Source organism: Synechococcus sp. BA-124 BA4, assembly GCF_034931165.1.
This window is the reverse complement of sequence record NZ_JAYGIA010000019.1, coordinates 1-25,323: the sequence shown is the minus strand read 5'-3', so window position 1 is coordinate 25,323 and position 25,323 is coordinate 1. Positions and strand designations below refer to the sequence as shown.

The 25,323-nt window shown below is 67.7% G+C and carries 23 protein-coding genes; 7 read left to right on the top strand and 16 right to left on the bottom strand.

Features of this window, described 5'->3' with window-relative positions:
• The coding region (locus VB734_RS03185; protein WP_323242923.1) for a DNA gyrase C-terminal beta-propeller domain-containing protein at positions 1-695 on the top strand (695 nt) is incomplete at its 5' end.
• 10 nt (positions 696-705) lie between these two features.
• On the opposite strand, the gene purF is transcribed toward VB734_RS03185, so the two are convergent.
• From purF to VB734_RS03150, 7 genes are all read right to left on the bottom strand, one after another.
• On the bottom strand, positions 706-2,136 hold the full coding sequence (gene purF / locus VB734_RS03180; RefSeq protein ID WP_231594927.1) for an amidophosphoribosyltransferase: 1,431 nt from the start codon (positions 2,134-2,136) through the stop codon (positions 706-708).
• A gap of 76 nt (positions 2,137-2,212) precedes the next feature.
• Entirely contained in the window at positions 2,213-4,588 is a 2,376-nt protein-coding gene (gene purL, locus VB734_RS03175) for a phosphoribosylformylglycinamidine synthase subunit PurL (RefSeq protein ID WP_322782094.1), read from the bottom strand.
• Positions 4,589-4,652: 64 nt separating this feature from the next.
• Positions 4,653-5,465, bottom strand: coding sequence for an RNA methyltransferase (locus tag VB734_RS03170; RefSeq protein ID WP_322782093.1), 813 nt, complete (start codon positions 5,463-5,465; stop codon positions 4,653-4,655).
• 4 nt (positions 5,466-5,469) lie between these two features.
• Positions 5,470-6,612, bottom strand: a complete 1,143-nt coding sequence (gene dnaN / locus VB734_RS03165; RefSeq protein WP_322782092.1) for a DNA polymerase III subunit beta — start codon at positions 6,610-6,612, stop codon at positions 5,470-5,472.
• 462 nt (positions 6,613-7,074) lie between these two features.
• The gene (gene thrC, locus VB734_RS03160; RefSeq protein WP_322782618.1) at positions 7,075-8,133 is read right to left on the bottom strand and encodes a threonine synthase; all 1,059 of its coding nucleotides are present in this window, start codon (positions 8,131-8,133) and stop codon (positions 7,075-7,077) included.
• 118 nt (positions 8,134-8,251) lie between these two features.
• The gene (locus tag VB734_RS03155) at positions 8,252-8,908 is read right to left on the bottom strand and encodes an alpha/beta hydrolase (RefSeq protein WP_322782091.1); all 657 of its coding nucleotides are present in this window, start codon (positions 8,906-8,908) and stop codon (positions 8,252-8,254) included.
• A gap of 28 nt (positions 8,909-8,936) precedes the next feature.
• Positions 8,937-10,895, bottom strand: coding sequence for an AarF/ABC1/UbiB kinase family protein (locus tag VB734_RS03150; protein ID WP_322782090.1), 1,959 nt, complete (start codon positions 10,893-10,895; stop codon positions 8,937-8,939).
• Between the two features lie 76 nt (positions 10,896-10,971).
• On the opposite strand from VB734_RS03150, the gene recN reads away from it, so the two are divergent.
• The 3 genes from recN to VB734_RS03135 all read left to right on the top strand — a co-directional run bounded on the left by recN (position 10,972) and on the right by VB734_RS03135 (position 17,336).
• Positions 10,972-12,660 (top strand): DNA repair protein RecN, encoded by a 1,689-nt coding sequence (gene recN / locus VB734_RS03145; protein ID WP_322782089.1) that lies wholly within the window; start codon positions 10,972-10,974, stop codon positions 12,658-12,660.
• A 44-nt stretch (positions 12,661-12,704) separates the two neighbouring features.
• The gene (uvrA, locus tag VB734_RS03140; RefSeq protein WP_322782088.1) at positions 12,705-15,725 is read left to right on the top strand and encodes an excinuclease ABC subunit UvrA; all 3,021 of its coding nucleotides are present in this window, start codon (positions 12,705-12,707) and stop codon (positions 15,723-15,725) included.
• A 510-nt stretch (positions 15,726-16,235) separates the two neighbouring features.
• Positions 16,236-17,336, top strand: coding sequence for a dienelactone hydrolase (locus VB734_RS03135; RefSeq protein ID WP_322782087.1), 1,101 nt, complete (start codon positions 16,236-16,238; stop codon positions 17,334-17,336).
• Between the two features lie 16 nt (positions 17,337-17,352).
• Here VB734_RS03135 and VB734_RS03130 read toward each other — a convergent pair whose 3' ends face one another.
• Together VB734_RS03130 and purT are read right to left on the bottom strand one after the other, a co-directional pair.
• Positions 17,353-18,387: an LCP family protein gene (locus VB734_RS03130; RefSeq protein ID WP_322782086.1), complete on the bottom strand. Its 1,035-nt coding sequence runs from the start codon at positions 18,385-18,387 to the stop codon at positions 17,353-17,355.
• Positions 18,388-18,448: 61 nt separating this feature from the next.
• Entirely contained in the window at positions 18,449-19,636 is a 1,188-nt protein-coding gene (purT, locus tag VB734_RS03125; protein WP_197166604.1) for a formate-dependent phosphoribosylglycinamide formyltransferase, read from the bottom strand.
• Positions 19,637-19,730: 94 nt separating this feature from the next.
• Between purT and VB734_RS03120 the strand changes: the two genes are divergently transcribed.
• The gene (locus tag VB734_RS03120; protein WP_370594583.1) at positions 19,731-19,892 is read left to right on the top strand and encodes a cytochrome B6; all 162 of its coding nucleotides are present in this window, start codon (positions 19,731-19,733) and stop codon (positions 19,890-19,892) included.
• 15 nt (positions 19,893-19,907) lie between these two features.
• Here VB734_RS03120 and VB734_RS03115 read toward each other — a convergent pair whose 3' ends face one another.
• From VB734_RS03115 to VB734_RS03105, 3 genes are all read right to left on the bottom strand, one after another.
• Positions 19,908-20,150: a hypothetical protein gene (locus tag VB734_RS03115; protein WP_197166603.1), complete on the bottom strand. Its 243-nt coding sequence runs from the start codon at positions 20,148-20,150 to the stop codon at positions 19,908-19,910.
• A 49-nt stretch (positions 20,151-20,199) separates the two neighbouring features.
• Complete coding sequence (gene mraY, locus VB734_RS03110; protein WP_197166602.1) at positions 20,200-21,285, bottom strand: phospho-N-acetylmuramoyl-pentapeptide-transferase; 1,086 nt, start codon at positions 21,283-21,285, stop codon at positions 20,200-20,202.
• A gap of 74 nt (positions 21,286-21,359) precedes the next feature.
• A complete protein-coding gene (locus VB734_RS03105; RefSeq protein ID WP_006172708.1) occupies positions 21,360-21,611 on the bottom strand; it encodes a DUF3134 domain-containing protein in 252 nt (83 codons plus the stop codon).
• A gap of 71 nt (positions 21,612-21,682) precedes the next feature.
• On the opposite strand from VB734_RS03105, the gene VB734_RS03100 reads away from it, so the two are divergent.
• Both VB734_RS03100 and VB734_RS03095 read left to right on the top strand, forming a co-directional pair.
• The gene (locus tag VB734_RS03100) at positions 21,683-21,946 is read left to right on the top strand and encodes a hypothetical protein (protein ID WP_197166601.1); all 264 of its coding nucleotides are present in this window, start codon (positions 21,683-21,685) and stop codon (positions 21,944-21,946) included.
• 4 nt (positions 21,947-21,950) lie between these two features.
• A complete protein-coding gene (locus VB734_RS03095) occupies positions 21,951-23,174 on the top strand; it encodes an argininosuccinate synthase (RefSeq protein ID WP_197166600.1) in 1,224 nt (407 codons plus the stop codon).
• Between the two features lie 61 nt (positions 23,175-23,235).
• On the opposite strand, the gene VB734_RS03090 is transcribed toward VB734_RS03095, so the two are convergent.
• The 4 genes from VB734_RS03090 to VB734_RS03075 form a co-directional block, all read right to left on the bottom strand.
• On the bottom strand, positions 23,236-23,697 hold the full coding sequence (locus VB734_RS03090; RefSeq protein ID WP_197166598.1) for a hypothetical protein: 462 nt from the start codon (positions 23,695-23,697) through the stop codon (positions 23,236-23,238).
• A gap of 70 nt (positions 23,698-23,767) precedes the next feature.
• The gene (rpsF, locus tag VB734_RS03085) at positions 23,768-24,121 is read right to left on the bottom strand and encodes a 30S ribosomal protein S6 (protein WP_197166597.1); all 354 of its coding nucleotides are present in this window, start codon (positions 24,119-24,121) and stop codon (positions 23,768-23,770) included.
• Positions 24,122-24,236: 115 nt separating this feature from the next.
• A complete protein-coding gene (locus VB734_RS03080; RefSeq protein WP_322782085.1) occupies positions 24,237-24,719 on the bottom strand; it encodes a Tic20 family protein in 483 nt (160 codons plus the stop codon).
• Between the two features lie 61 nt (positions 24,720-24,780).
• Positions 24,781-25,323 (bottom strand): shikimate dehydrogenase family protein (locus tag VB734_RS03075; protein ID WP_416238031.1); only part of this gene is annotated, 543 nt, incomplete at its 5' end.

Below are 25,323 nucleotides of genomic sequence, written 5' to 3'. Positions count from 1 at the left end.
CCCAGCAGCCCGGTTCCCTGGAGAAGTTCCTGCCCGAGAGCCTGCTGGGCGATCCGATCGTGGAGGTGCTGCCCCTGCCGCAGAAGCCCACGGGAACCCTGGGTCTGCTCAGCAGCGATGGCCGCTTCAAACGGCTGCCGATCGAGGCGTTCAGCGAACTCTCCGGCCGGGCCGCCACCGTGCTGAAGCTCAGGGACGGCGTGCAGCTTCGCCGGGTCGTGCCCTGCACGGACGGTCAGGACCTGGTGGTGGCCAGCACCACTGGCCGCCTGCTCAGACTGGCGGTGAATGACGACACCCTCCCGCTGATGGGCAAGGCCGCGCAGGGTCCGATGCTGTTGCGCCTGCTGCCAGGCGAAAGCGTGGTGGGGGCGGCCTGCGTCGATCCGGGGACCGACGTGCTGCTGGTCAGCCGCCACAGCCAGCTGAAGCGGCTTCAGGTGGAGAGCCTGCGCCGCTGCGAGCGTGGCGACCTGGGTCAGATCGGCCTGCGCTTCCGCCAGCGGGAGGATGAACTGGCCGATCTTCAGGCAGGACGCTCATCCATCGTGGCCCTGAGGTTCTCCTCGGGTCGCAGCGCGCGTCTGGTGGTGTCCGACCTGCAGCGCAGCACGGCCGAGGAAGGCCCGGCCGAACCGCTCTGGCCCTGTTCAGCCGATGAAACCGTGCTGGAGCTGGTGCCCTTGCTCAGCTGAGAAGCTCGAGTCAGACACGGGCTGCCAGGCCCGTGGGCTCGAGCATCAACTTGCTGGACCGCACGGACTCGTCCATGTCGATCGGGTAGTTGCCATCGAAGCAGGCGGTGCAGAAGTGAGAGGCGTTGTCGTGGGCCGCTTCAAGCATGCCCTCCTGGCTGAGATAGGCCAGGGAATCAACCTGGAGGTGATCGGTGATCTCCTGGAGATTGAGGCGAGCAGCAATCAGCTGATCCTGGTTGTCGGTGTCGATGCCGTAGAAGCAGGGGTGGGTGACGGGCGGTGAACTGATCCGCATGTGCACCTCGGTGGCACCGGCCTCACGCAGAGCGAGCACCAGCTTGCGGCTGGTGGTGCCCCGCACGATCGAATCGTCGATCACCACCACACGTTTGCCGGAGAGCACATCCGGCAGGGGGTTGAGCTTGACGCGGATGCCCGCCTCCCGCATCGCCTGGGTGGGTTGAATGAAGGTGCGGCCCACGTACCGGTTCTTGATCAGGCCATCCGCGAAGGGAATGCCGCTGGCCTTGGAGAACCCGATGGCGGCGGGAATGCCGGAATCGGGAACGCCGATCACGATGTCGGCCTCCACCGCCGTTTCCCGAGCCAGCACCTCACCGATGCGGTGGCGGTAGCTGTAGAGGGATTCGCCGAAGAAGCGACTGTCGGGCCGGGCGAAGTAGATCATCTCGAACACGCAGAGCTTGGTGGGCTCATCGCACCAGCGCTGACGGGCCGGCAGCGGGTCCCCGGCACTGAAGCGGATCAGTTCACCGGGTCCCACGTCACCGTCGTAGGCGGCACCGATGATGTCGAGTCCGCAGGTCTCACTACTCACGACCCACTGGCCCTGGTGCTTGTCGCCGAGGTGGCCGAACACCAGGGGGCGCACCCCATGGCCGTCGCGCAGGGCGAACAGCCCATCGGGGGTACCGATCGCCAGGCTGAAGGCGCCGCGGCAGCGGCCCGCCGCATCACGGATCGCCTCCTCCCAGCCCAGTCCTCCATCGACGGCGTGCTGGAGAGCGAAGGCGATCAGCTCCGAGTCGGTGGTGGACGTGAACTGGATCTCACTGGCCTGCACCGACTGGCGCAGATCCTCGACATTGACCAGGTTGCCGTTGTGGGCCAGGGCGAACGGGCCGAGTCGGGTCATCAGCACCACGGGCTGCGCATTGCAGACCCGGCTGCTGCCGGTGGTGGAATAGCGGTTGTGGCCCACAGCCAGATCACCGGGCATGCGCTCGAGCACGTCCTGATCAAACACCTGGCTCACCAGGCCCATGTCCTTGTGCAGCCGCACCTTGTCGCCGTTGAATACAGCGATGCCAGCCGACTCCTGGCCCCGGTGCTGCAGGGCGTAGAGGCCGAAATAGGTGAGGTTGGCCACCTGCTGGCCAGGGGCATACACGGCAAAGACCCCACAGGCCTCTTCCATCCGGTCGGGCCGTTCCGGCGTGGGGTGCGCGCTTGCCACAGGCCCGTTCACCTTTCTTTTACCTTTGCATTGTGCCTCAGCCAGCCGCGGCCAGTCGGCGCGGCAGTGCGTTCTCATAGCTTGCGCTCAGCTCCTCCACCTGCAGAGACAGGAGGACGGTGCCGTTCTGCTCGATAATCAGGGCTGCGCCGGCTTCAGCCACCCGACCGACCTGCGTCGCCAGCACTGGCGGTCCATCAGCCTGCCGCGCCGCCAGCAGGTCCTGCCAGGCCTGCTCCTGAGAAGGTCGGAGCGACACCAGCACCCGGGCACCCCCTTCGGCGAAGAGCAGGCGATCCAGGCGGCCCGCATCGGCGGGAAGCTCCAGAACGGCACCGAACCCTGAGGCGATGCAGGCTTCGGCGGCCGCCACCGCGAGACCACCGTCGCTGAGATCGTGGGCGGAGGCCACCAGGCCCGCCGTGATCGCCTGGCGCAGCAGGCCCTGCACCGCCCGCTCCAGCGTCAGGTCGGTCAGCGGGGGCCGGCCCGTGGCCAGACCATGGACACTCTCCAGATAGCTGGAGGCGGCCAGAGCCAGCCGCCCATCGACGTCGCTGTCCGCCAGGGGAACCCCCAGCAGCCAGATCTGGGCACCCTCAGCCTGCCAGGCCAGGCCCGTGACGTGATCGAGGTCGTGCACGAGTCCCACCATCCCCACCACGGGGGTGGGATGGATCGGCTGCAGGCTGCCATCGGGCCGCCGGGTTTCGTTGTACAGCGAAACGTTGCCGCCGGTGACGGGAGTGTTCAGTGCCCGGCAGGCCTCCGACAGACCGCGGCAGGCCATGGCCAGCTGCCAGTAGCCGGTGGGGGTCTCCGGGGAAGGGAAGTTGAGGTTGTCGGTGACCGCCAGGGGTTCAGCCCCCACGCAGCTGAGGTTGCGGGCCGCTTCGGCCACCGCCGCCGCCGCCCCCCGCTCCGGATCCAGGGCCACCCAGCGGTTGGGACAGTCGACAGTGGCAGCGACGCCGCGCCTGGCGGCCTCCATGGCGCCCTCACCCCGCTGGGGCCGCAGGCGCACCACGGCCGCATCGGCGCCGCCCGGAGGCATCACCGTGTTGGCCTGCACCTGGTGGTCGTACTGGCGATAGACCCAGCGTTTGCTGGCGATGGTGGGGTCATCGAGCAGGCGGAGCAGCACGGCACCCCACCCCAGGGACTCACCCGCCAGAGGACCGCCGGCCGGTGTGATGCCCTCGGCGGTGGCGGCGGGAAGGTCGGTCTCGCTCCAGCGCCAGTGGGCCTGGATGGCAGCCGGAGGCTCACTGATCAGCTCGTGGTGGTTGATCGGGGTGTCATCGGCGAGGGCGCTGGCGGGAACCTCCGCCGCCACCAGGCCTCCCTGAAGCACCCGCACCACGTTGTCGGCCAGCACACGGCCCACCACAGCCGCCTGAAGGCCCCAGCGGGTGAAGCGCTCCATCAGCGCCTCCTCCCGGCCGGGTTTGACCACGAACAGCATCCGCTCCTGCGACTCGCTGAGCAGGAAGTCGTAGGCGCTCATGCCGCTCTCCCGTGCCGGCACCCGGTCGAGATCGAGCTCGATGCCCAGACCCCCTTTGGCGGCCATCTCCGAACAGCTGCAGGTGAGGCCAGCCGCCCCCATGTCCTGGGCGGCAAGCACATCGCCACTCTGGAACGCCTCCAGGCAGGCCTCGATCAGCCCCTTTTCCAGAAAGGGATCGCCCACCTGCACCGCCGGGCGGTCATCCAGTGATGCGGCACTCAGCTCGGCAGAAGCAAAGCTGGCGCCGCCCATGCCGTCGCGGCCGGTGGTGCTGCCCACGTACACCACAGGATGTCCCACCCCCACAGCCCCGGAGCAGACGATCTCCTCGGTTTCCATCAGCCCCAGGGCCATGGCGTTCACGAGGGGGTTGCCGGAATAGCTGGGGTCGAAAGCCACCTCACCCCCCACCGTGGGCACCCCCACACAGTTGCCGTAGTGGGCGATGCCGGCCACCACGCCCTCCATCAGGCCGACGTTGCGCTCGTCCTCGAGCGGCCCGAAGCGCAGGGCGTTGAGCAGGGCAATCGGCCGGGCCCCCATCGTGAAGATGTCGCGCAGAATGCCGCCCACCCCGGTGGCCGCCCCCTGGAACGGCTCGACGGCGGAGGGATGGTTGTGGCTCTCGATCTTGAAGGCGAGCCGTTGGCCCTCACCCAGGTCCACCACACCGGCATTCTCGCCGGGGCCCACCAGAATGCGCGGCCCACTGGTGGGGAAGCCCTGAAGCAATGGTCTGGAGTTGCGGTAACAGCAGTGCTCCGACCACATCACCCCGAACATGCCCAGCTCGGCGCGGTTGGGGGCGCGGCCGAGGCGGCGGCAGATCTCGTCGTAGTCGGCCTGGCTGAGGCCCTCCTGGCGCAGGGCCTCGGCGACCGGGAAGGAGGGTGTGGCAACCACAGCGGGGACTCATCAGGACTCCAGTGTGGCCGAACCCGTGGCCGCGACCGGCCGCAGGTCGGGTTCAGATCCAGGGATCGTCGGGCTCGAGCGGATCGGCATCGTGGGACTGTGACCGGTGTCGCGCGGCCCGGCGCTGTCGCGGTGCCGAATCCTCGCGCAGGGGTTCCCCCCAGCCCTCCGGGTCATCCCAGTCCTCCAGCTCGTCAAGCCGACTGAGGGGCCGGTCCTCCGGGCGGACTTCGGGGTCGAGAGGATCAGGCTCCTGCCAGGGCGGCTCCTCCAGCCAACCCTCCAGCCGCTCCTCGAAGCGTCCCCCCACCTCCTCGAACTGCTCCCGCCAGCGGCGGGAGCGCCGCAGCAACTCCTGACGCACGCTGGCGCGGGCCAGGGGCAGATCATCCAGGCCCTGCAGAGTGGTCATCACCTGCCCGGGCTGCTGATCGACGATGCGATCGGGCGACAGCAGCCAACGGCTGCTGCCGGGCAGACGCGGATCGCTGCGGGCCACCAGATAGTCGAGGATGCGACCGCTGCGCAACTCCACGTTGGCGTCGGCAATCACACCCAGCAGTTGGTTGCCGCGCCCGAGCAGGGCGGCTTCGAAGAGGGTGGGCAAGCGCTCCAGGGTGGCCGGGTCGGTGTCCGCGGGATCTCCCTGCACGAGAGCCTCCTGGTCGGTGAGCCCGCGCAGCTGATTGAGCCGCCACACCAGGCGGCGGGGCCCGAAGGCCGAAGGCTTGCTCACCCAGCCCAGCAGACGGTGCACGGGGGGGTGCATCCAGCCCTGCAGACCAGCACCATGGTCGATCCCCTGACTGCAGCGCACCCGGCGCCGGAGCAGGTCGCTGAGCAGCAGTTGCTCGGGGAGGGTCACGGCCTCAGCTGCGGATCTGAACGGGCATCACCAGGTAGGTGAAGGTGGGATCCTGCGCGGAGGTGAGCACCGCCGGAGTCGTGGGGGCATTGCAGCACAGCTCCACCCGCTCGGGGGTCATCGCCTTGAGCCCATCGAGCAGGTAGCGGACGTTGAAGGCGATCTCGATCGGATCACCGCTGATCACCGCCGGCAGGTCTTCGGAGCCGCTGCCCACGTCCTGAGCATCGGCACTGATGTGCAACTGGCCGCTGCCAGGATCACTGCTGAGCTTCACGACATTGTTGTGCTGGTCGGCCAGCACCGCCACCCGCTCGAGGGCCTGGATGAACCCGCGACGATCCAGATCAAGGGTTCGGCTGAAGCGATCGGGGATCAGCTGCCGGTAGTTGGGGTAGGTGCCATCGAGGCTGCGGCTGGTGAGCACCTGGTCGGCCCAGAGGAACACCACCTGCCCGCGATCGCAGTAGAGGCTCACCGGGTCGTCACTGCTGCAGGCGGAGAGCAACCGCTCCAGTTCACGCAGAGAGCGGGCCGGCACCGTGACAGCGAAAGGTTCGCTGCCGTCCTCGGCGCCGGAGAAGGCCTTCTCGAGGCGGAGCACCGAGAGGCGATGCCCGTCCGTGGCCGCACATTCCAGATCCTGGTCGGCCAGGCCCAGGTGGACGCCGGTGAGCAACTGCTTGGCCTCATCGCCGCTGCTGGCAAACAGGGTGGCCCGCAACCCCTTCACCAGGGCCTCCGGTTGCAGGCGCAGGGGAGTGCCGGTCTGAACGAGAGGCAGATCGGGAAAGTCCTCGGCGGAGAGACCGCGCATCTGGTAGCTGCCGGAGCGGCTGGTGAGCTCCACCTGCTCCTGCCCTTCCTCACAGCTCAGGCTGATCGGGCTGTCGCTGGACAGCCGCGCCACGATTTCCCCGAAGAGGCGCGAGGGCAGGGTGATGGTGCCACTGCTCTCCACCGACGCCGGCAGGCTGGTCTGGATCCCGAGGCTGAGATCGAAGCCGGTGAGGCTGAGCCGACCAGTGCCGGCATCGGCGGTGAGCAGCACGTTGGCCAGCACCGGGTGGGTGGGACGTGAAGCCACGGCACGGCTGACCAGCTGAAGGCTGGCGCTCAGTTCCGCCTGAGAGCAGACCAGCTTCATCGCGACACAACTCCGGAAAGGACAGGCCCGCCAAGGGCCCCACCACGCTTCCACACCGCTGTCAGAAGCGCAACGAGAACAAACCGGCCCGAACCCGATTCCCCCTGACCTTTCCCCGATCGGTCACGGGTTTTGGATTGATTGAAAAAAGAAGAAATTCAATCCGTAGTCGTAGGGGCTGGGGAAAAAGAGGAAAACGTCTCTATTCCAGCTCAGGACTGGATTTCTTTGAATCAGAGCTGAGGAATGCGTGCTCGAAAGACGACCGAATTCAAGGTTTTCCACTCTTTCCCGGATCTGGGGAAAACCCTGGCGTCTCAGGGGGTGCTCTCTCTGCCCCTGTTCTCCCCAGTCCGGGGCCCCTTTTCCCATGGACGCTTTGCCCACTGACACCCCAGCCAAAAGCCCCAGGCCGGAACTCCGGCCTGGGGCTTTTGGACTGCTGGGTTCAGCGTTCTGGGCTCAGAAGCCCATCACCTTGGCCACCACATCCACCTCAGGGGCCAGGCCGGCATGGAAGGCCCCATCGCAGTTGTCGATGGCGGTGTTGGGATCCTTCAGGCCATTGCCGGTGAGCACGCAGACCACCGTGGCGCCGGCGGGCACCTGCTCCGCCTGCTGCAGCAGACCGGCCACCGAGGCGGCGCTGGCTGGTTCGCAGAACACGCCTTCCTCCCGACCGAGCAATTGGTAGGACTCGAGAATGTCCTGGTCGGTGACGGCGTGGAAGCTGCCTCCACTCTGCTCACGCACGGCGAGGGCCTTCTCACGGTTGGCGGGATTGCCGATCCGGATCGCGGTGGCGATCGTGTCGGGTTGATCCACCGTGTGACCCAGCACCAACGGCGCGGATCCACTGGCCTGGAACCCCATCATCCGGGGAAGACGCCGGCTGAGACCGGCCTGCCGGTACTCCTGGAAGCCCATCCAGTAGGCACTGATGTTGCCGGCGTTGCCCATGGGGATGCAGAGCCAGTCGGGGGCGTCACCGAGGGCATCCACCACTTCGAAGGCGGCGGTCTTCTGCCCCTGCAGGCGGTAGGGGTTGAGGGAATTGACCAGTGTGACCGGGTAGGCATCGGCCACCTCGCGCACGATGGCCAGGGCACGATCGAAGTTCCCCTTCACCGCCAGCACCTCAGCGCCGTACACCAGGGCCTGGGCCAGCTTGCCCTGGGCCACATAGCCATCAGGGATCAGGACGAAGGCACGCATGCCGCCGCGGCGGGCATAAGCTGCGGCGGCGGCACTGGTGTTGCCGGTGCTGGCGCAGATCACCGCCTCGGCGCCGGCTTCCCGCGCCTTGCTCACCGCCATGGTCATCCCCCGGTCCTTGAAGCTGCCGGTGGGATTGAGGCCGTCGTATTTGAGAAACACCTTGATGCCGCGGCCCAGGCGTGCCGCCACGGCCGGCGCCGGGATCAGGGGAGTCGCGCCTTCCCGCAGGGTGATCACCGGCGTGGCCTCACTCACCGGCAGCCAGCGCCGGTACGCCTCGATCAGCCCCGGCCAGTCCTGCATCGTTGGCTGCTGGCCCAGTCGCCGAAGAGCTGAAAGCAGGGGCACGTCGGCAGGCGGTCAGGCTGAGACGAATCTACGCGCCAAGTCCCCAAGCAGTTCCGGAAGCTTGCGTCGGGCCTCAGGGGGCCGGTACCGGTGCCGCTGGGGAGGACTCTGACGTGGCATCCATCTTGGAGTCCGTCTTGGACTGATCGCCGCTGCCTGGCTTCACGGCTCCCTCGCCGCGCAGCCCGTCGAGGGGGGATTCGGAGAAGAAGCGCACAAGATCGGAAATCGAGCTCGCCTTGCCGATGACACCCAGCAGGGCCGGAATGTTCACCGCCAGCTCCTGGGCCGGATAGGCCTGCAGGAACCCGGTGGCCGTGAGGCTGCCGTTGCCGTTGGCCAGCCCGGTGATCAGGGCGCCACGGATGGCCTGGACACCCTTCTGCGGCGCCCTCAGGGGAGCGAAGATCCCCGCCAGTCGCTGGAGCAGCGCTTCGCCGATCCGCGTCGAGAGCAGCCGGCTGGTGAGCACCAGCGGCAGAGAAAGTTGTTGATTGAGCAGCTTGGACACCGAGGCCGGATCCTGCCGGCTGAAGTGGAGCACATCCCTCAGCAGCCCGCGGGCCTCACCCGTCTGGGCCAGGTGTTCCAGGTCGGCCACCGGAATCGAGCGCCGGAAGGCTCCGCTCACGAACACCACCTGTTCGGCGGCATGAACCGGCAGTCCTGGCGCTGCCGCACTCAGCGAGAGCCCCAGCAGGACGGCCAGGAGTTTGGGCGGACGAGCCAAGAGCTGAAATCCTGGTGATCAATCAACTCTAAGAGCTGCCGGTGGCACTGAGAACAGCGCTCTGGCGCAGCTCGGGGGCCACCAGCACGTCGCGCAGAAGACGCACCACGCTTCGCTCCGCCAGACCCTGGGCCAGCTGCACGCCCATGCGGCGCAGATCGGGTTCCCCCAGCAGCCGGGGCAGCCGACGCAGCAGCAAGCGAGGCTCGAAGCCGGGCAGCTCACGCAGGATCGTCAGCAGTTGCTGCACCGGCTCGAGGCTGAGCAGGGCGTCCTCCTCGCTCTCGAGCAGAGGGCTGCGCAGTCCAGGCGGTTGCAGGCGGCGAGGCAGGCGCCGACCCAGCCGGCGGAAGGCCTGCCAGCTGATCGCGTCCACCCTGTCCACCAGGGCATCCACCAGCTGCTGGCGCAGCAGGCCGCCCTTGGGGGAGAAGAGGAAGTCGATCACCTGATCGAGCAGTCCCTCCAGATCCAGCTGGTCCTGAAGCGAGGCGCTGCTGATCAGATTCTCGAGCCGCTGCCAACGGAAGTCATCGCCGTCGAAGAGCATCTCGCGCAGGCTGCTGCGCAGGGCCGGATCGGGATCCTCCATCAGCCGGCGGGCGAAGTAGGGGTAGGCGGCACCGAGGATCTTGAAGTCGGGGTCCACGCTCAGGGCGATGCCCTCCAGCGTCACCAGGGAGCGGATGATCAGGGCGTAGTAGGGCGGCACCTGGAACGGAAACCTGTACATCACTCCGGAGAGATCGTCCGTGACGGCTTTGAAATCCATGCGGCTGACACCCATCTCCAGGGCCTGGCCGAAGACATTCTCGAAGGCCGGAACGATCGGTTCGAGATTCACCTCTTCCCCGAGGAATCCAAGATTGACGAAATCACGCGAGAGCGAGCTGAAGTTGCGGTTCACCAGGTGAACGACAGCCTGGATCAGGCCTGTTCTCGATTCGCGGCTCACTTCGCTCATCATGCCGAAGTCGAGATAGGCCAAGCGGCCATCGGGGAGGGCCAGCAGGTTGCCCGGGTGGGGGTCGGCATGGAAAAAGCCATGCTCCAGCAACTGTTGCAGACTGCAGTTCACCCCCACCTGCACCATGTCGTCCGGGTTGATGCCCAGGGCACGCACGGCCTCCAGGTTGGTGAGCTTCACCCCGTCGATCCACTCCATCGTGAGAACCCGGCGGCTGGTGACTTCGCGGTAGATGAGCGGCACGGCAATCCTGGGATTGTTCTGGTGGAGGCGTGCGAAATGTTCGGCATTGCTGGCTTCGTTGAGGTAATCCATCTCCTCGAAGACGCGCTTGCCGAGCTCATCGATCAGGGCCACCAGATCACTGCGGATCAGGCGCACGTTCCTGTTCAGCCAGGAGGCGATCTGGCGCACGATGTAAAGGTCGAGGGTGATCTGCTCGCGCAGCCCGGGACGTTGCACCTTCACCGCCACGGCCTCGCCGCTGAGCAGGACCCCCCGGTGCACCTGGCCCAGGGAGGCCGCCGAGATGGGCTCCCGGTCCAGCTGGCGGAACAGGCTGTTCACCGGTGCGCCCAGGTCTTCCTCGATGCAGGCCATCGCCAGGGAGCTGTCGAAGCCCGGCAGCTGGTCCTGCAGCTGGGCCAGTTCCTCCAGCAGCACCGGCGGGATGATGTCCGGCCGGGTGGAGAGGGCCTGGCCGGCCTTGATGAAGGCGGGTCCCAGGGCCGCCAGAAGTTCGGCACATTCCCGTGCCCGCTCCCGTGCCCGTTTCTCGTTGCTGAGCGTCCCGAGCAACTTGTCGAAGCCCACGCCGATCAGAAACAGGCTGATGGGCACCAGGGTCTGCCAGAGACGGCGCAGCAGGCGCCGGGGGTGGCCGGAGTAGATCCGCGAGATGGTCTGCGGGTCGTAGCTCAGCAGACCGGCGGCTTCGATGAAGTCGCTGAGTTCCTCGGCGCTGCTGGTGCGTTCGGCGATCGTGTCCCCGGTGATCGTGGCCTGATCCGAGAGGACCATCAGGGAGGAGTTCGACTGTTTCTCTTCTAAACGAAAGCAACCGCCGCTACGGTCTGGGCACTCACCGGAGGCCGGCGTGCTCACGGGTCTGCGTCTGGAGAACATCGCCCTGATCGATGCTCTGGATCTCAGTTTCAGGCCCGGGTTCACCGTTCTCACCGGGGAGACCGGCGCGGGCAAATCTCTCCTCCTCGATGCCCTCGATGCCCTGCTCGGCGGGGCCCAGGGGGGTGAGGGCCTGCGGCTGCTGCGCCCGGGCTGTGAACGGGCGAGCATCGAAGCCGGTTTCTCCTTTTCGGAGCCGGTGCGGTCGTGGCTGATCCAGCAGGAACTCGAGCCGCTGGACTCCGATCTGATCATCAGCCGGGAGTGGCGCCAGCAGGAGGACCGCATCAGCAGCCGTGGCCGCATCAATGGAGTGATCGTCAACCGCGCTCAGTTGCTGGAGCTGCGCCCTCTGCTGCTGGAGCTCACCGTTCAGGGGCAGACCCAGCAGCTGGGGCGTCCGGGGCAACAGCGGCGCTGGCTGGATCGCTTCGGTGGGGAACCGATCGCCGAGGCTCTGCTGGCGGCCCGCACGGCCGTGCGGGCCTGGAAGGATGCGGCGGCGGCCCTTGACATCGCCAGAGCCGAGCAGGAGCGTCAGCAGTTCGATCGACAACGACAACTGCAGCTGCTGGAGGATCTGGAGGCGGCGCAGCTCGACGACCCCCAGGAGCGCCAGCACCTGCAGGGGGAGCAGGACCGGCTGGCCCACGCGGTCCGCTTGCAGGAGGGGGTGACGACGGTGAGCGGGCGGCTGGTGGAGGGTCTGGAGGGTGCCCCGTCGGTGCTCGATCACCTCGCCGCCATCGAGCAGGAGCTGCAGCATCTGGAGGGGTTCGATGCGGGCCTGCAGCCCTGGCTGGAGCGCTGTGCCGAGGCGGTCCTGCTGCTGCAGGAGCTGGCCTCGGGGCTGGATCGTTATGGCGCTGGCCTGGAGAGCGATCCTGAAACCCTTTCGGGACTGCAGGAGCGGATGGCCCAGCTCAGGGCCCTGGAGCGGCGCCATGGCCAGGACCTCGGGGCCCTGATCGCCCTTCGGGATGATCTCCGCCGCCAGTTCGATGCCACCGGAGTCGAGGCCTCGCTGCGTCAGTTGGAGCAGCGGGAGGAGAGCAGCCGCTTCCGGCGTGATCAGGCCTGCGCAAGGCTCAGCCAGCGACGCCGTGTCGCCGCCACCGCCCTGGAGCGGCACTTGATGGACACCCTGAGGCCCCTGGGGCTGGCCCACGTGCGCTTCTCGGTCTCGATCGAACCGGCCCCGCCCGGTGACGAGGGGGCCGATGCGATTGGATTCCTGTTCTCGGCCAACCCCGGTCAGCCACTGGCCCCCCTGCAGGAGGTGGCCTCCGGCGGGGAGATGAGCCGCTTCCTGCTGGCTCTGAAAACCTGCCTGGCGGCGGCCGATCCCCACGTCACCCTGCTGTTCGATGAAATCGACAGCGGCGTCAGCGGCAGGGTCAGCGGGGCCATCGCTGCCCTGTTGCGCCGCCTCGCCGAGCACCGCCAGGTGTTCTGTGTCACCCACCAGCCCCTGGTGGCCGCCATGGCCCAGCACCACTTCCGCGTGAGCAAGCAGGTGGAGGCGGGCCGCACCCGGACCGGGGTGACTGCTCTGCAGGACAGCGGCGAGAGGGAGCGGGAACTGGCCGAGCTCGCCGGAGGCGATTCCGGTGAAACCCGCAGCTATGTGGCCAGCCTGCTGCAGCAGGGGGCCTCCTGAGCCGCAGGTGCAGCCCGTAGACTCCAGGCTGTCAGGGTCGCTGAATGCCCCGCGCCAGATCCGTCTCCGGATCCAAGAGCTCCCTCACGAATGGAGGCGGCCCCGAGGCCCTGTCCGGGCTGGCCGCTTCCCCTGGGCTTGATCCCAGCACCGTGCTCAACGGCGGCAGCCTCGAGGACGTCATCCGGGTGCGCGGAGCACGGCAGCACAATCTCCGCAACATCGATCTCACCCTGCCGCGCAACAGGCTGGTGGTGTTCACCGGCGTGAGCGGCAGCGGCAAGAGCTCCCTGGCCTTCGACACGATCTTCGCCGAGGGTCAGCGCCGCTACGTGGAGAGCCTCTCCGCCTATGCGCGCCAGTTTCTCGGCCAGGTGGACAAGCCCGACGTCGACGCGATCGAAGGGCTGTCGCCGGCCATCTCGATCGACCAGAAGTCCACCAGTCACAACCCCCGCTCCACCGTCGGCACGGTCACCGAGATCCAGGACTATCTGCGGCTGCTGTTCGGCCGGGCCGGCGAGCCCCACTGCCCCCAGTGCAGCCGCTCGATCCGGCCGGAGAGCATCGACGAGATGGTCGACCGGATCGCCACCCTGCCGGAGGGCACCCGCTACCAGTTGCTGGCACCGGTGGTGCGGGGCAAGAAGGGCACCCACACCAAGCTGCTCTCCGGCCTGGTGGCCGAGGGATTCGCCCGGGTGCGCATCAACGGCGAGGTGAGGGAGCTCTCCGACAACATCGAGCTCGACAAGAACCACGCCCACAACATCGAAGTGGTGGTGGACCGTCTGGTGGCCCGGGAGGGGATCAACGAGCGGCTCACCGATTCCCTGCGCACCTGCCTCAAGCGCGGCGATGGCCTGGCCCTGGTGGAAGTGGTGCCCAAGGCCGGCGAGGAGCTGCCGGAGGGGGTGGAGCGGGAACGCCTCTATTCCGAAAATTTCGCCTGCCCGGTGCATGGCGCCGTGATGGAGGAGCTCTCCCCGAGGCTGTTCTCCTTCAACAGCCCCTATGGCGCCTGCCCCGACTGCCACGGCATCGGCCATCTGCGCCAGTTCACCCTGGAGCGGGTGGTGCCCGATCCTTCCCTGCCGGTGTACGCGGCGATCGCGCCCTGGAGCGAGAAGGACAACAGCTACTACTTCTCCCTGCTCTACAGCGTGGGCGAGGCCTTCGGATTCGAGATCAAGACGCCCTGGAATCAGCTCACCGATGAGCAGCGTCAGGTGGTGCTCCATGGCAGCGAGGAGCCGATCCCGATCCAGGCCGACAGCCGCTACCGCAAGAGCCAGGCGTACCTGCGGCCGTTCGAGGGGATCCTGCCGATCCTGGAGCGCCAGCTGCGCGACGCCAGCGGTGAATCGGTGCGCCAGAAGCTGGAGCAGTACCTCGAAATGGTGCCCTGTGGCACCTGCCATGGGCTCCGTCTGAGGCCCGAGGCTCTGGCGGTGCGGGTCGGTCCCTACGCCATCCATGAACTCACTGCCGTGAGCGTGGCCGATACCCTCGAGCGGATCGAAGCCCTGATGGGGGTGACCCAGGGGGCCAAGCCTCTGCTCACGCCGCGCCAGATTCAGATCGGCGACCTCGTGCTGCGGGAGATCCGCATGCGCCTCAAGTTCCTGCTGGATGTGGGCCTTGATTACCTCAGCCTCGATCGGCCGGCCATGACCCTCTCCGGAGGTGAGGCCCAGCGCATCCGCCTGGCCACCCAGATCGGGGCGGGTCTCACCGGCGTACTCTACGTGCTTGATGAGCCCAGCATCGGCCTGCACCAGCGCGACAACGACCGCCTGCTCAACACCCTCTTCAAGCTGCGGGATCTGGGCAACACCCTGATCGTGGTTGAACACGACGAGGATACGATCCGCGCCGCGGATCATCTCGTCGACATCGGACCCGGTGCCGGCGTGCACGGCGGGCACATCGTGGCCGAGGGGTCTCTGCAGAACCTGCTCGAGGCCGAGGAGTCGCTCACCGGCGCCTATCTCAGCGGCCGCCTCTCCATTCCCACTCCGGCTGAGCGGCGCTCGGCCGGCAGCCGCAAACTCACCCTGGTGAACTGCCGCCGCAACAACCTCCAGGGTCTCGATGTCGATCTTCCCCTGGGTCGACTCGTGGCCGTCACCGGGGTGAGCGGCAGTGGCAAGAGCACCCTGATCAACGAGCTGTTGCATCCCGCTCTCGAGCACAAACTCGGCCTGCGGGTCCCCTTCCCCTCCGGCCTCGACGAGTTGCGCGGCATCCAGTCGGTCGACAAGGTGATCGTGATCGACCAGAGCCCGATCGGCCGGACCCCCCGCTCCAACCCGGCCACCTACACCGGCGCCTTCGATCCGATCCGCCAGGTGTTCGCCGCCACCGTGGAGGCCAAGGCCCGCGGCTATCAGGTGGGTCAGTTCAGCTTCAACGTCAAGGGCGGGCGCTGCGAGGCCTGCAGCGGCCAGGGGGTGAACGTGATCGAGATGAACTTCCTCCCCGACGTCTACGTGCAGTGCGATGTCTGCAAGGGAGCCCGCTACAACCGCGAAACCCTGCAGGTGGCGTACAAGGGCTTCACCATCGCCGACGTTCTGCAGATGACGGTGGAACAGGCCGCCGAGGTGTTCTCGGCCATCCCCCAGGCCGCGGACCGTCTGCGCACCCTGGTGGATGTGGGCCTGGGCTACATCAAGCTCGGCCAGCCGGCCCCCACCCTCTCCGGGGGTGAGGCCCAGCGGGTGAAGCTGGCCACCGAGCTCTCCAAGCGCGCCACCGGCAAGACCCTCTACCTGATCGATGAGCCCACCACGGGCCTGAGCTTCTACGACGTTCACAAACTCATGGACGTGATGCAGCGCCTGGTGGACAAGGGCAATTCGATCGTGGTGATCGAGCACAACCTCGATGTGATCCGCTGTGCCGACTGGTTGATCGACCTGGGGCCCGAAGGAGGCAACAAGGGAGGTGAAATCGTGGTGGCCGGCACTCCGGAGCAGGTGGCTGAGCACCCCACCAGTCACACGGGCCGGTATCTCAAACAGGTGCTCGCCCAGCATCCGCCTGTGGCCATCGAGTCCTGACGGACCGCAGCACAGACAGGCGCTGAGGAGAGATCATGGAGATCCTCGGGTGCCATCACTTGCGCGCGCTTCGTTTCGCTCCGGCAGCTCCTCTGTTGCTCACCCTCGCCGGGCTGTTGGGTTCGGTCCCGTTCCTGCAAAGTCCTGCCAGCGCGCTGGAGCGGGTGGAGCTGCTCTTGCCCTTACTCAAGACCAGCTTCAGCGTGAATCTCGAGGAGCTCAGCAACACCGATCGACTGCTCACCGGCAACAGCGATCTGGCTGAACTGGATCAGGCCACCAACGGGCTCATCGGTCGCAGGCTGGTGGGCCTGTTCAATGCCCCGCTGCCGCTGCAGGTGCCTGCGGTGGTGAACGAGGCCGAAGGTTCGCCCATGCTCAACCAGGCGCTGCTCCTGGTCTCCGCCCTGGGGGGCATCGATGGCCTGCCGGCCCAGCTTGAGAGCAGGGATCTCTCCAGGGCGCTGGACAAGGCAGCCGCCCAGGGCCCCCTGACCATGCTGAGCGTGGATGAAGGCCCTGCCGGGCACCACCGCCTCGGTGGACCTGGGCCGGGCCCTGTTCGTGGTCCGGCGGCTTGCCAATCAGCAGGAACCGGCCGATCGACTGATCGCTGGGCGAACTCCGGCGAGTGTTGATCCGGCCCTCAGTCAGCCCGGACCTCTGACGGTGGAACGAAAGCTGATCACCCTGCCGGCCCCCCATCGGCCCAAGCCGCTGCAGGTGGTGCAGATCAGCCCCGCCAGAGGGGCGAGCGGCCGGCTGGTGGTGATCTCCCATGGGCTCTGGGATGCACCGGAGAGCTTCGAGGGCTGGGCCAGCCACCTGGCCAGCCACGGCTACACGGTGCTGTTGCCCTACCACCCGGGCAGTGATCAGGGTCAGCAGCAGGCCATGCTCTCCGGCAAGGTGCCTCCGCCGGGGGCGGATGAGCTGCGTCTGCGGCCCCTGGATGTCTCAGCCGTGATTGACGGGGCCGCGGCGGGTCTCGCCGGCCTGCCCACAACGTTGAACACCACGTTCGTGGCGGTGCTCGGCCAGTCGTGGGGGGCCACCACCGTGCTGCAGCTGGCGGGAGCCAGGCCCAGCGACAGCCAGCTCAAGACGCGCTGCGACGAGGTGCTGGACCCGGAGCGCAACCTCAGCTGGGTGCTGCAGTGCAGCTTCCTCGGTGCCGCCGATCAGGCGGCCCTGGCCGATCCCCGCGTCAAGGTGGGTGTGGCCGTCAGTCCGCCGATGTCGCTGCTCTTCGACACAGGTGCGGGACAGGGCATGAACGCCCGCGTGCTGCTGGTGAGTGGCACCCGCGACTGGGTGGTGCCACCGGATCCGGAAGCGATCCGGCCGATGCGCCGCGAGGCCAGCCGTGGCGGGGGCGGCCATCGTCTCGTGCTGGTGCGCGGTGGCGATCACTTCAACCTGGGGTCCCCCCTGGCCGAAGGTGGAGGTGCCCTTCGTGGGTTGCTGCTGGCCTGGACCAACGGAGGCTTCGCCGCCGGCGCCGCGGTACAACCCGGCCCGGGCGCACCCGAGCTGCTGCCTGCCAACGGTTGGGGTGACGCCGGCATGCCCTTGGTGGGGATCACCTCGGCTCAGCTGGGGTCTCCCTGAAACGGACACCGAAGCCTCAGGGGCTGGATTCCGGTTCGCCGGGCTCAGCCTCCACGGAGGCGGCATGCTTCGTGTTCAGATCCGGCATCCAGTAGCTCAGGTCGTCGTGCCAGTACAGGCGACCTGCCAGCCGATCGGTGCTGAGGTTGGTGCCACCCAGCTTGCTGATCAGATTCCCCAGCTCCAGGGGTGAGAGATCGGTGCTGATGTCGTTGCCGGCGATCCGGAGCAGCTCCGGCAGACGGGTCACGGTGCTGGGCTGGGCCAGTTTGCGGAACACTTCGCGGAAGACCAGCTTCTGGCGTTCCATCCGGCCAATGTCTCCCAGTTCGTCGTTGCGGAAGCGCAGGAAGCCCTCCAGGTCCTTGCCCTTGAGTAGCTGTATGCCGGGGTAGAGATCGATGTAGAGCCCCTGGCGGCTGTCGGTGTAGTACATGCGCTTGGGCACATCCACCTCGACACCCCCAAGGGCCTCGGCAAGGTTCTGAACCGCATCCAGATTCACCAGCAGATAACGGTCCACCGGGGTGGCCAGCAGAGCCGTGAGCTCCTCCTTGACCGCCTCCACCCCTCCGGAGGCGTAGAGGGCGTTGGCCTTGAGCACACCGAAGCGACTCGATTCGATGAACGTGTCCCGAGGCACCTGGGTGAGCTTGGTGGTGCCGTCGTGGATGTCGACGACCACCATCACGTCGGTGCTGCCGCTGATCTGGTCGGAGCCCAGGATCAAGATGCGGTGCTGCGCGATGGGGAGCGCGGGCACCAGCTTGCCCAGTGTCGGAGCCGTATGGGTCAGGGCCGCCAGGGCGGGACCGATCAGCCGTGGCAGTGGGCCTGACAGGCCATAGCCCAGGCCGATGCCGCTCGCGAAGGCCACCAGAACGGCTGGACGCAGGGCACGACCCAGCAGACCGAGGGGCCTGGGCTCGCTGCGCCCCTGGCCCTGGCGGCGGCTGAGGGCAACGACCGTCGCTGCCGCGCGCTCAGCCTGATTGGCAGCGTCGACCTTGCCGGTGGCTGGTCGGTTGTGGTGACGCTGGGACTGAGCCATGGGGAGTCCTGACCGGCGCACCATATAACCGAACACGGCTGAAGGCCAGGGGCCGCGCTGCTCAGCCTGGCGCCACCACTGTGATCTGACCGGCGGCACGATCAGCCCGTGCCCGTGCCTCAGCCACGTCCACCCCGCTGGCCAGGGCCACCCCCATGCGGCGATTGGGGCGGGCACTGGGTTTGCCGAACAGCAGCACCTGGGTGTCAGGTTCTGTCAGGGCCTCGGCCACTCCGGTGTAAGCAACGGCGTCGAGGGTCTGATCCGCCAGAATCACCCGGCTGGCGGCGGCAGAGCTGGAGCGGATGGCGGGGATCGGCAGGCCCAGCACCGCCCGCAGATGCAGCTCGAATTCGCTCAGGTTCTGCCCCATCAGGGTGACGAGGCCAGTGTCGTGGGGACGGGGGGAGAGCTCGGAGAAGACCACCTCCTCCCGGCCCGGCTCGCCGCACAGGAAGAACTCCACCCCGAACAGCCCGGCGCCCCCCAGCTCGTCGGTGACGGCCAGGGCCATGGCCTGGGCGGACGCCAGCTGTGCTTCGCCGAGGGCGGCCGGCTGCCAGCTGCACTGGTAGTCGCCGCGCTCCTGCACATGGCCGATCGGCGGGCAGAAGAGGGTGGGGCCGGACCAGGGCCGGACCGTGAGCAGGGTGATCTCCAGCTCGAAGGACAGGAACTCCTCCACGATCACCCGGGCGCCGGCGCCCCGGGCCCCGTCCAGAGCCGCCTGCCAGGCGGCGGCCAGGCCGTCCTCCGAGCGCACCACGCTCTGGCCCTTGCCGGAGGAGCTCATCACCGGCTTGACCACCACGGGCCAGCCCAGGGGAGCCGCCACCGCGGCCAGCTCCTCGGCACTCCCGGCGTAGGCGAAGCGGGCCGTGCGCAGGCCGAGCGTGCCGGCGGCCAGGTCCCGGATCCTGTCGCGGTTCATGGTCACGGCTGTGGCCCGGGCCGTGGGAATCACCGTGATCCCTTCCGCTTCGATCTCCGCCAGGGCATCCACGGCCAGGGCCTCGATTTCCGGGATGACCAGATCGGGGCGGTGGCGCCTCACGACTGTCTTGAGAGCCTCCGGGTCGGACATGGTGATCACCTCAGCCAGATCGGCCACCTGCATCGCCGGAGCACCGGCATAGCGGTCGACGGCGATGACCCGGCAGCCCAGCCGCTGGGCGGCGATGGCCACCTCCTTGCCCAGTTCACCGCTGCCCAGCAGCATCAGGGTTCGCGGGAACGGGGCGGCGGCCATGGGACTCGTGGCAATCGTCCCCGATCCTCGCCCCCGGCCAAGCCGGCTGGAGCCTGGCCATGCCTGCTAGAGAAGGCGTCCGCGCCCGACCACCGTGCTGAGCCTCCTGTTCGCCTTCTCCACCGCCGGTGATGCCCAGTCCGGCCTGGTGTTCGGCCAGGACATCGCCACGTTCCAGAAGTGGGCCCTGATCTATCTGGTGCTCTCCTCGCTGGGGTTCGTGGCCGTCTGGGTGGTGGGTTACCTGCGCCGCTGACGGCAGGGGAACCGCTCAGGTTCCCGGGATCAGATCGAGCTGGCGCACCGGCGGCTCCTCGCTGATGAACCCGTAGGCCTCGAACACACCCGCATCGGGATGGGTGATGTGCTGCCCGTCGCTGTGCCGCTCCAGGCTGAAGCCCTCAGCGGCCATGCGCCGCATCAGCGCCGCCGCCTCCTCGAAGCGGGCCGCCATGGCCTCGAGGCTGGCGCAATCGGCGGTCAGACCCTGTTCCTTCCAGGTGAAGTAGGCCATTTCAGACTCCCGTTTCTTCTTTCACCTCTCAAGTCTGCTGCCGATCCGCTCAGGGCAACAACAGCAATCCCAGGAGCACCAGCAGCGCGCTTGCCCCCCAGAAGCGCACAACCACCTTGAGCTCGGGCAGGCCCCCCAGTTCGAAATGGTGATGCAGAGGTGCCATGCGGAAGAGGCGGCGGCCCTGGCCATCGGGCCCCTTGGTGGCCTTGAACACCCACACCTGCAGGATCACCGAGAGCGATTCCGCCAGAAACACGCCTCCCATCAGCAGCAGCGGCCAGAGACTGTCGCTGAGCAGGGCCACCGCGCTCAGGGCCGCCCCCATGGCCAGCGAGCCTGTATCGCCCATGAACACCCGGGCCGGGTGGCGGTTGTGGGCAAGGAACCCCAGCCAGGCCCCGGCCATGGCGGCGCAGAAGCCAGCCATGGCCGGATCCCCCAGGGACCCCCGCAGCATCAGCTGAGCGCCGAAGCCGGTGAAGACGATGGCGCCGCAACCGGCGGCCAGGCCATCGAGGCCGTCGGTGAGGTTGGTGGCGTTGCTCTCCGCCAGGAACACGAACAACCCCACGGGCAGGATCAGCAGACCGAGGGGCAGCACCCAGCCCAGGGCCAGGGAGACATCGGTGTGGATCCAGAGGTTCCACTGAGCCCAGGCCAGGAACAGGGCCGCCGCCAGAGCCTGCAGCAGCAGCTTGCCGCGGGGTGTCAGGCCGGTGTTGGTCTGGCGGGTGAGGCTGCGCCAGTCGTCGACACCGCCAATGGCCAGGTAGGCCAGGGTGACTGCCGCCACTGCCAGCAGCCGGTCGTCGCCGGGGGAGACCAGTCCGCCCACGATCACCCCTGCCGGCACCGCCAGCAGGCCGCCCATGGTGGGCGTTCCGGCCTTGCCGTGGTGAGCCTGGGGGCCCTCCTCCCGGATCACCTGGCCGAGTTTCAGGGCCCGCAGCCGGGGCACCCCCCAGTGGCAGAGCGCCCAGCTCACCAGGGCGGCCACCAGCAGGGGCGGCGTGAGCTGGGGAGCGCCGCTGAGGCCGTCGCAGAGCATGCAGACCATCAGCAGGCCCAGGGTCAGTCCCAGGGCACTGAGCCGACCATCGGCTGGAGCGGCGGTGGCCCCTGGGGCCGGCATTGGGGTTGTTCGGGCCAAGAGTCCGGGCGCCGCCGTGGCGCTGTGGCGATGCGGCCGGACCTTAGGTCAGGATCTCAATCTTCCCAGTTTTCATCCGACTGCTCATCGGCCTGGTTGTACTCCTCCTTCTCGCCCATCAGAGCCGAGAGCTCCTCTTCTTCCACCGTGCTCACATCCGGAGCGGCGGTTTCCTCATCGGCCACCAGCCGGCCGCTGCTCTCCAGCCAGCTGAGCAGATCGGGCTCATCCCGCAAGGGCAGCACCGGCGCCGGCTCATCCCGCCGGTAGCGGGTGAGGGAGGGGTTGATGCTGTCGAGGGTGCTCATGGAAAGCCTGTGAAGCGTGCAACCGTTGGACGCCGATCGACCACCATAGGCCAGCACCCCGAACCATCTCCTTGGCCGACGGTAAACTCCCTTCGCTGATCCTGGGCTGGAGCCTGGCTCTGCTGATCAGTGCCCTGCTGGTGTCGGCCGGCCAGCGCTGGCCCGAACCCCTGGCCGTTGTTCCCTGGCAGGTGTGGGGGCTGGTGCTGATTCCACCGCTGCTGATGGGGGTCTGGATCGCCAGCCGCTGGGACCGGGTGACCACCGCCGCCGCGGGACGCTCCGGTGACGGTGACGAGGGACAATCCTGCAACAGCTCGAACGCACAGGACTGAGGGGATGGCACAGGAGCAGGGCGCCAGGGCAAAGCGGGTGGTGCTCGCCTACTCCGGCGGGGTCGACACCAGTGTCTGCATTCCCTACCTCAAACAGGAATGGGGAGTCGAGGAGGTGATCACCTTCGCCGCCGACCTCGGCCAGGGCGATGAGTTGGAGCCGATCCGCCAGAAGGCGCTCGACTCCGGTGCCAGCCAGTCGATCGTGGGGGATCTGATCGATCCCTTCATCCGCGAGTTCGCCTTCCCCGCCATCCGTGCCAATGCCCTCTACGAGGGTCGCTATCCCCTCTCCACAGCCCTGGCCCGCCCCCTGATCGCCCGCCGGCTGGTGGAGGTGGCGCGGGAGCAGGGCGCCGATGCCGTGGCCCATGGCTGCACGGGCAAAGGCAATGATCAGGTGCGTTTCGATGTGGCGATCGGTGCCCTGGCTCCCGATCTGAAGGTGCTCACTCCGGCGAGGGAATGGGCCATGAGCCGTGAGGAAACGATTGCCTATGGCGAGCGTTGCGGCATCCCGGCGCCGGTGAGCAAGAAGAACCCCTATTCGATCGATCTCAACCTGCTGGGCCGCAGCATCGAGGCGGGTCCGCTGGAGGATCCGATGGTCGAGCCTCCCGAAGAGGTGTTCGCGATGACCCGCTCGATCCGCGACACCCCGGATGAGCCCCAGGTGGTGGAGATCGCCTTCGAGCAGGGCAACCCGGTGGCGATCGATGGAGAGAGTCTCGATCCGGTCGCTGTGATCCGCCGCGCCAATGAGCTGGCCGGCCTCCATGGTTTCGGCCGCCTCGACATCATCGAGAACAGAGTGGTGGGGATCAAGTCAAGGGAGATCTATGAAACGCCTGGCCTGCTGCTGCTGATTCGAGCTCACCAGGAGCTGGAGAGCCTCACCCTGGCCGCCGATGTGATGCGCTACAAGCGCCAGATCGAATCCAGCTGGGCTGACCTGGTCTATCAGGGACTCTGGTTCGGCCCTCTCAAGCAGGCCCTCGATGGCTTCCTGGACTGCACCCAGGCCACGGTCAATGGCGTGGTCCGCCTGCGTCTGCACAAGGGCAATGCCGTGGTGATCGGTCGTGCCAGCAGCAGCGACAGCCTTTACGTGCCCGCCATGGCCACCTATGGCAGCGACGATCGCTTCGATCACCGGGCCGCCGAGGGATTCATCTACGTGTGGGGGATGCCCACTCGCCTCTGGGCGGCCAGCCGGCGCCGGGCCTGAAGCCCCACCAGCCTCTCGCGGCCGGCAGTTGCGGCGGGGGTCCCGGGTCAACGCCTCAACCTCAACGTCTGAGCCAGCGCTGCCGCAGGGCCCTCAAAGGCGCCAGCACATCCTGCTGGCTTGAGTCGGGCGCTGGCGTGGGCTCGATCTCAGGGGCTGGTGGGGGAGGTGGCGGTGCTGGAGGCAGCAGGCGTCTTGCCTGCTCCCGGAGGGCATGATTGTCCTGGGCCAGCAGCTGTTGCTGATCGAGCAGGGGCTGCAGGCGCTGATGAAATTTGCGCTCGAAAATCTGCGGCAGATCCCTGATCAGTTCCTCGAGATCGGCCAGATGGCGTCGCGCCCGCTCCAGGTCCTGCTGGCAGGTCGACAGCTGGGCCTTTGTGACCTCCAGCTCGAGGGTCGTCTCCCGCAGCTCACGTCTCAGCCGGTCGTCCAGCGGCTCTGACTCTGGCTCGGGGCTGCGCAGTTCGGCCGGAATCGGCACCGGTGGTGTCACTCCTGGCCTGGGGAGGTCTGTAGCCATGAAGCTGGCCAGGGATGAGAGGCAGACCCATCATCCCCAGGTTGAGCGGGATTCGTCGATCCGTGCTGGCTCAGGCTTCGGCTGCAACCGGTTCAGTGGCCGCAGGAGCGCTGCGGGGGGTGGGCAGCGGACCGTCCTGCTTGACCGTGAGGTAGCGGATCACGTCCTCGCTGAGCCGCATGGCGCGCTCCAGAAGGGCCACCTGCTGGCCGTCACCATCGTGGTTGAGCTGGACGTAGATGCCTTCGCGGTGCTTGGCGATCGTGTAGGCCAGGCGGCGCTTGCCGCGCATCTGGCAATCGAGCACTTCAGCGCCTGCTTCGGTGAGCAGGTCGCGGTACTTGGCCACATGGGTTTCCACCTCTTCCTCCGGGATGTCCGGACGAAGGATGTACATGGTTTCGTAGTAAGGCTTCTGCGACATGGGGGCTGAGGCTCCGTGATGGGCTCGTGGGAGGCCGGCGGCAGAACGCTGCCAGCAACGGATCGATCAGCCTACCTGCCGGTCTCCTCCCTCCCAGGCTCTCCCTCCGGCGGGATCAGTAGAGCTGCATGCGCACCGCTTCCGAGACCGTGGGGATGTCGGGTTCACGGCCACGGATGCTCTGCACCACCGAGAACACCACCAGCAGCAGCGTGCCCAGAAACACGGTGTTGCTGAGGGTGCGCAAGGCGAAGCCGGCCCCCAGCGGGCGCAGCAGAACGCTGAAGGCCAGCGAGAGCAGGATCAGCACGATGTCGATCAGGATCGCCTGCAGCACGTTGAAGCGGATGAAGTAGGGCACCCGGGCATTGCGCACCACCGCCAGGAACAGCACCAGGAAGAGCAGAAACCCCCCGAAGGGGATCTGCTGCTGCAGGGCCATCAGCGGCAGGGCCGGCAGCACCAGCCACTGCAGCACCAGCCACTGCAGCGCCGGCACCAGGCCGAACAGGGCCTCGCCGAACGGCACCCCGTCATTCCAGGGCAGCAGATAGGCCAGCACGGCCAGGAGCCGTTGCCAGAGCGGGGGGCCTTCCATGGATGCGGGATGTGTCGGCTTCAGTCCACCCAGGCTAGGGGGGGATCTCCGGGGGCCGGTGTCAGGGGCTGCCCAGCTGATCGAGCGCGGCCTGGCGCATCGCGGCCAGTGGCAGCGGTCTGGACACGGCGCCTTCTCCGATCCAGAGCCGCAGGGCAGCGGCCCCCTGCTGCACCAGCATCTCCAGGCCATCGAGCACACCGCAGCCCCGCTGACGGGCCTCCAGCAGCAGGCGGCTTGGCCGGGGGGTGTAAATCAGGTCGTAGACCAGGCTGCCCGCGCGCAGGGCGTCGAGCTCAGCCGCATCCAGGGGGCAGGCACTGGAGCTGGTTCCCATGCCCACCGGCGTGGTGTTGACCACCAGATCGGCCTCGGCCAGCGCCCTGAGCAGATCACCGCGCTCAATGGCCGCCGCCGGCCAGGCCACTCCACTCAGCTGCGGGGTCCAAGACCCGCACTCCTCCAGGAACGCCGCCAGGGCTTCGGGCCGCCGACCGGCCAGCTGAATCCGCTTCAGCCCCAGCTCCGCCAGGGCCGCCACCACAGCCCGGGCGCTGCCGCCGCAGCCCAGCACCACAGCCCGCCCGCCCGCCAGGTCCGGTGC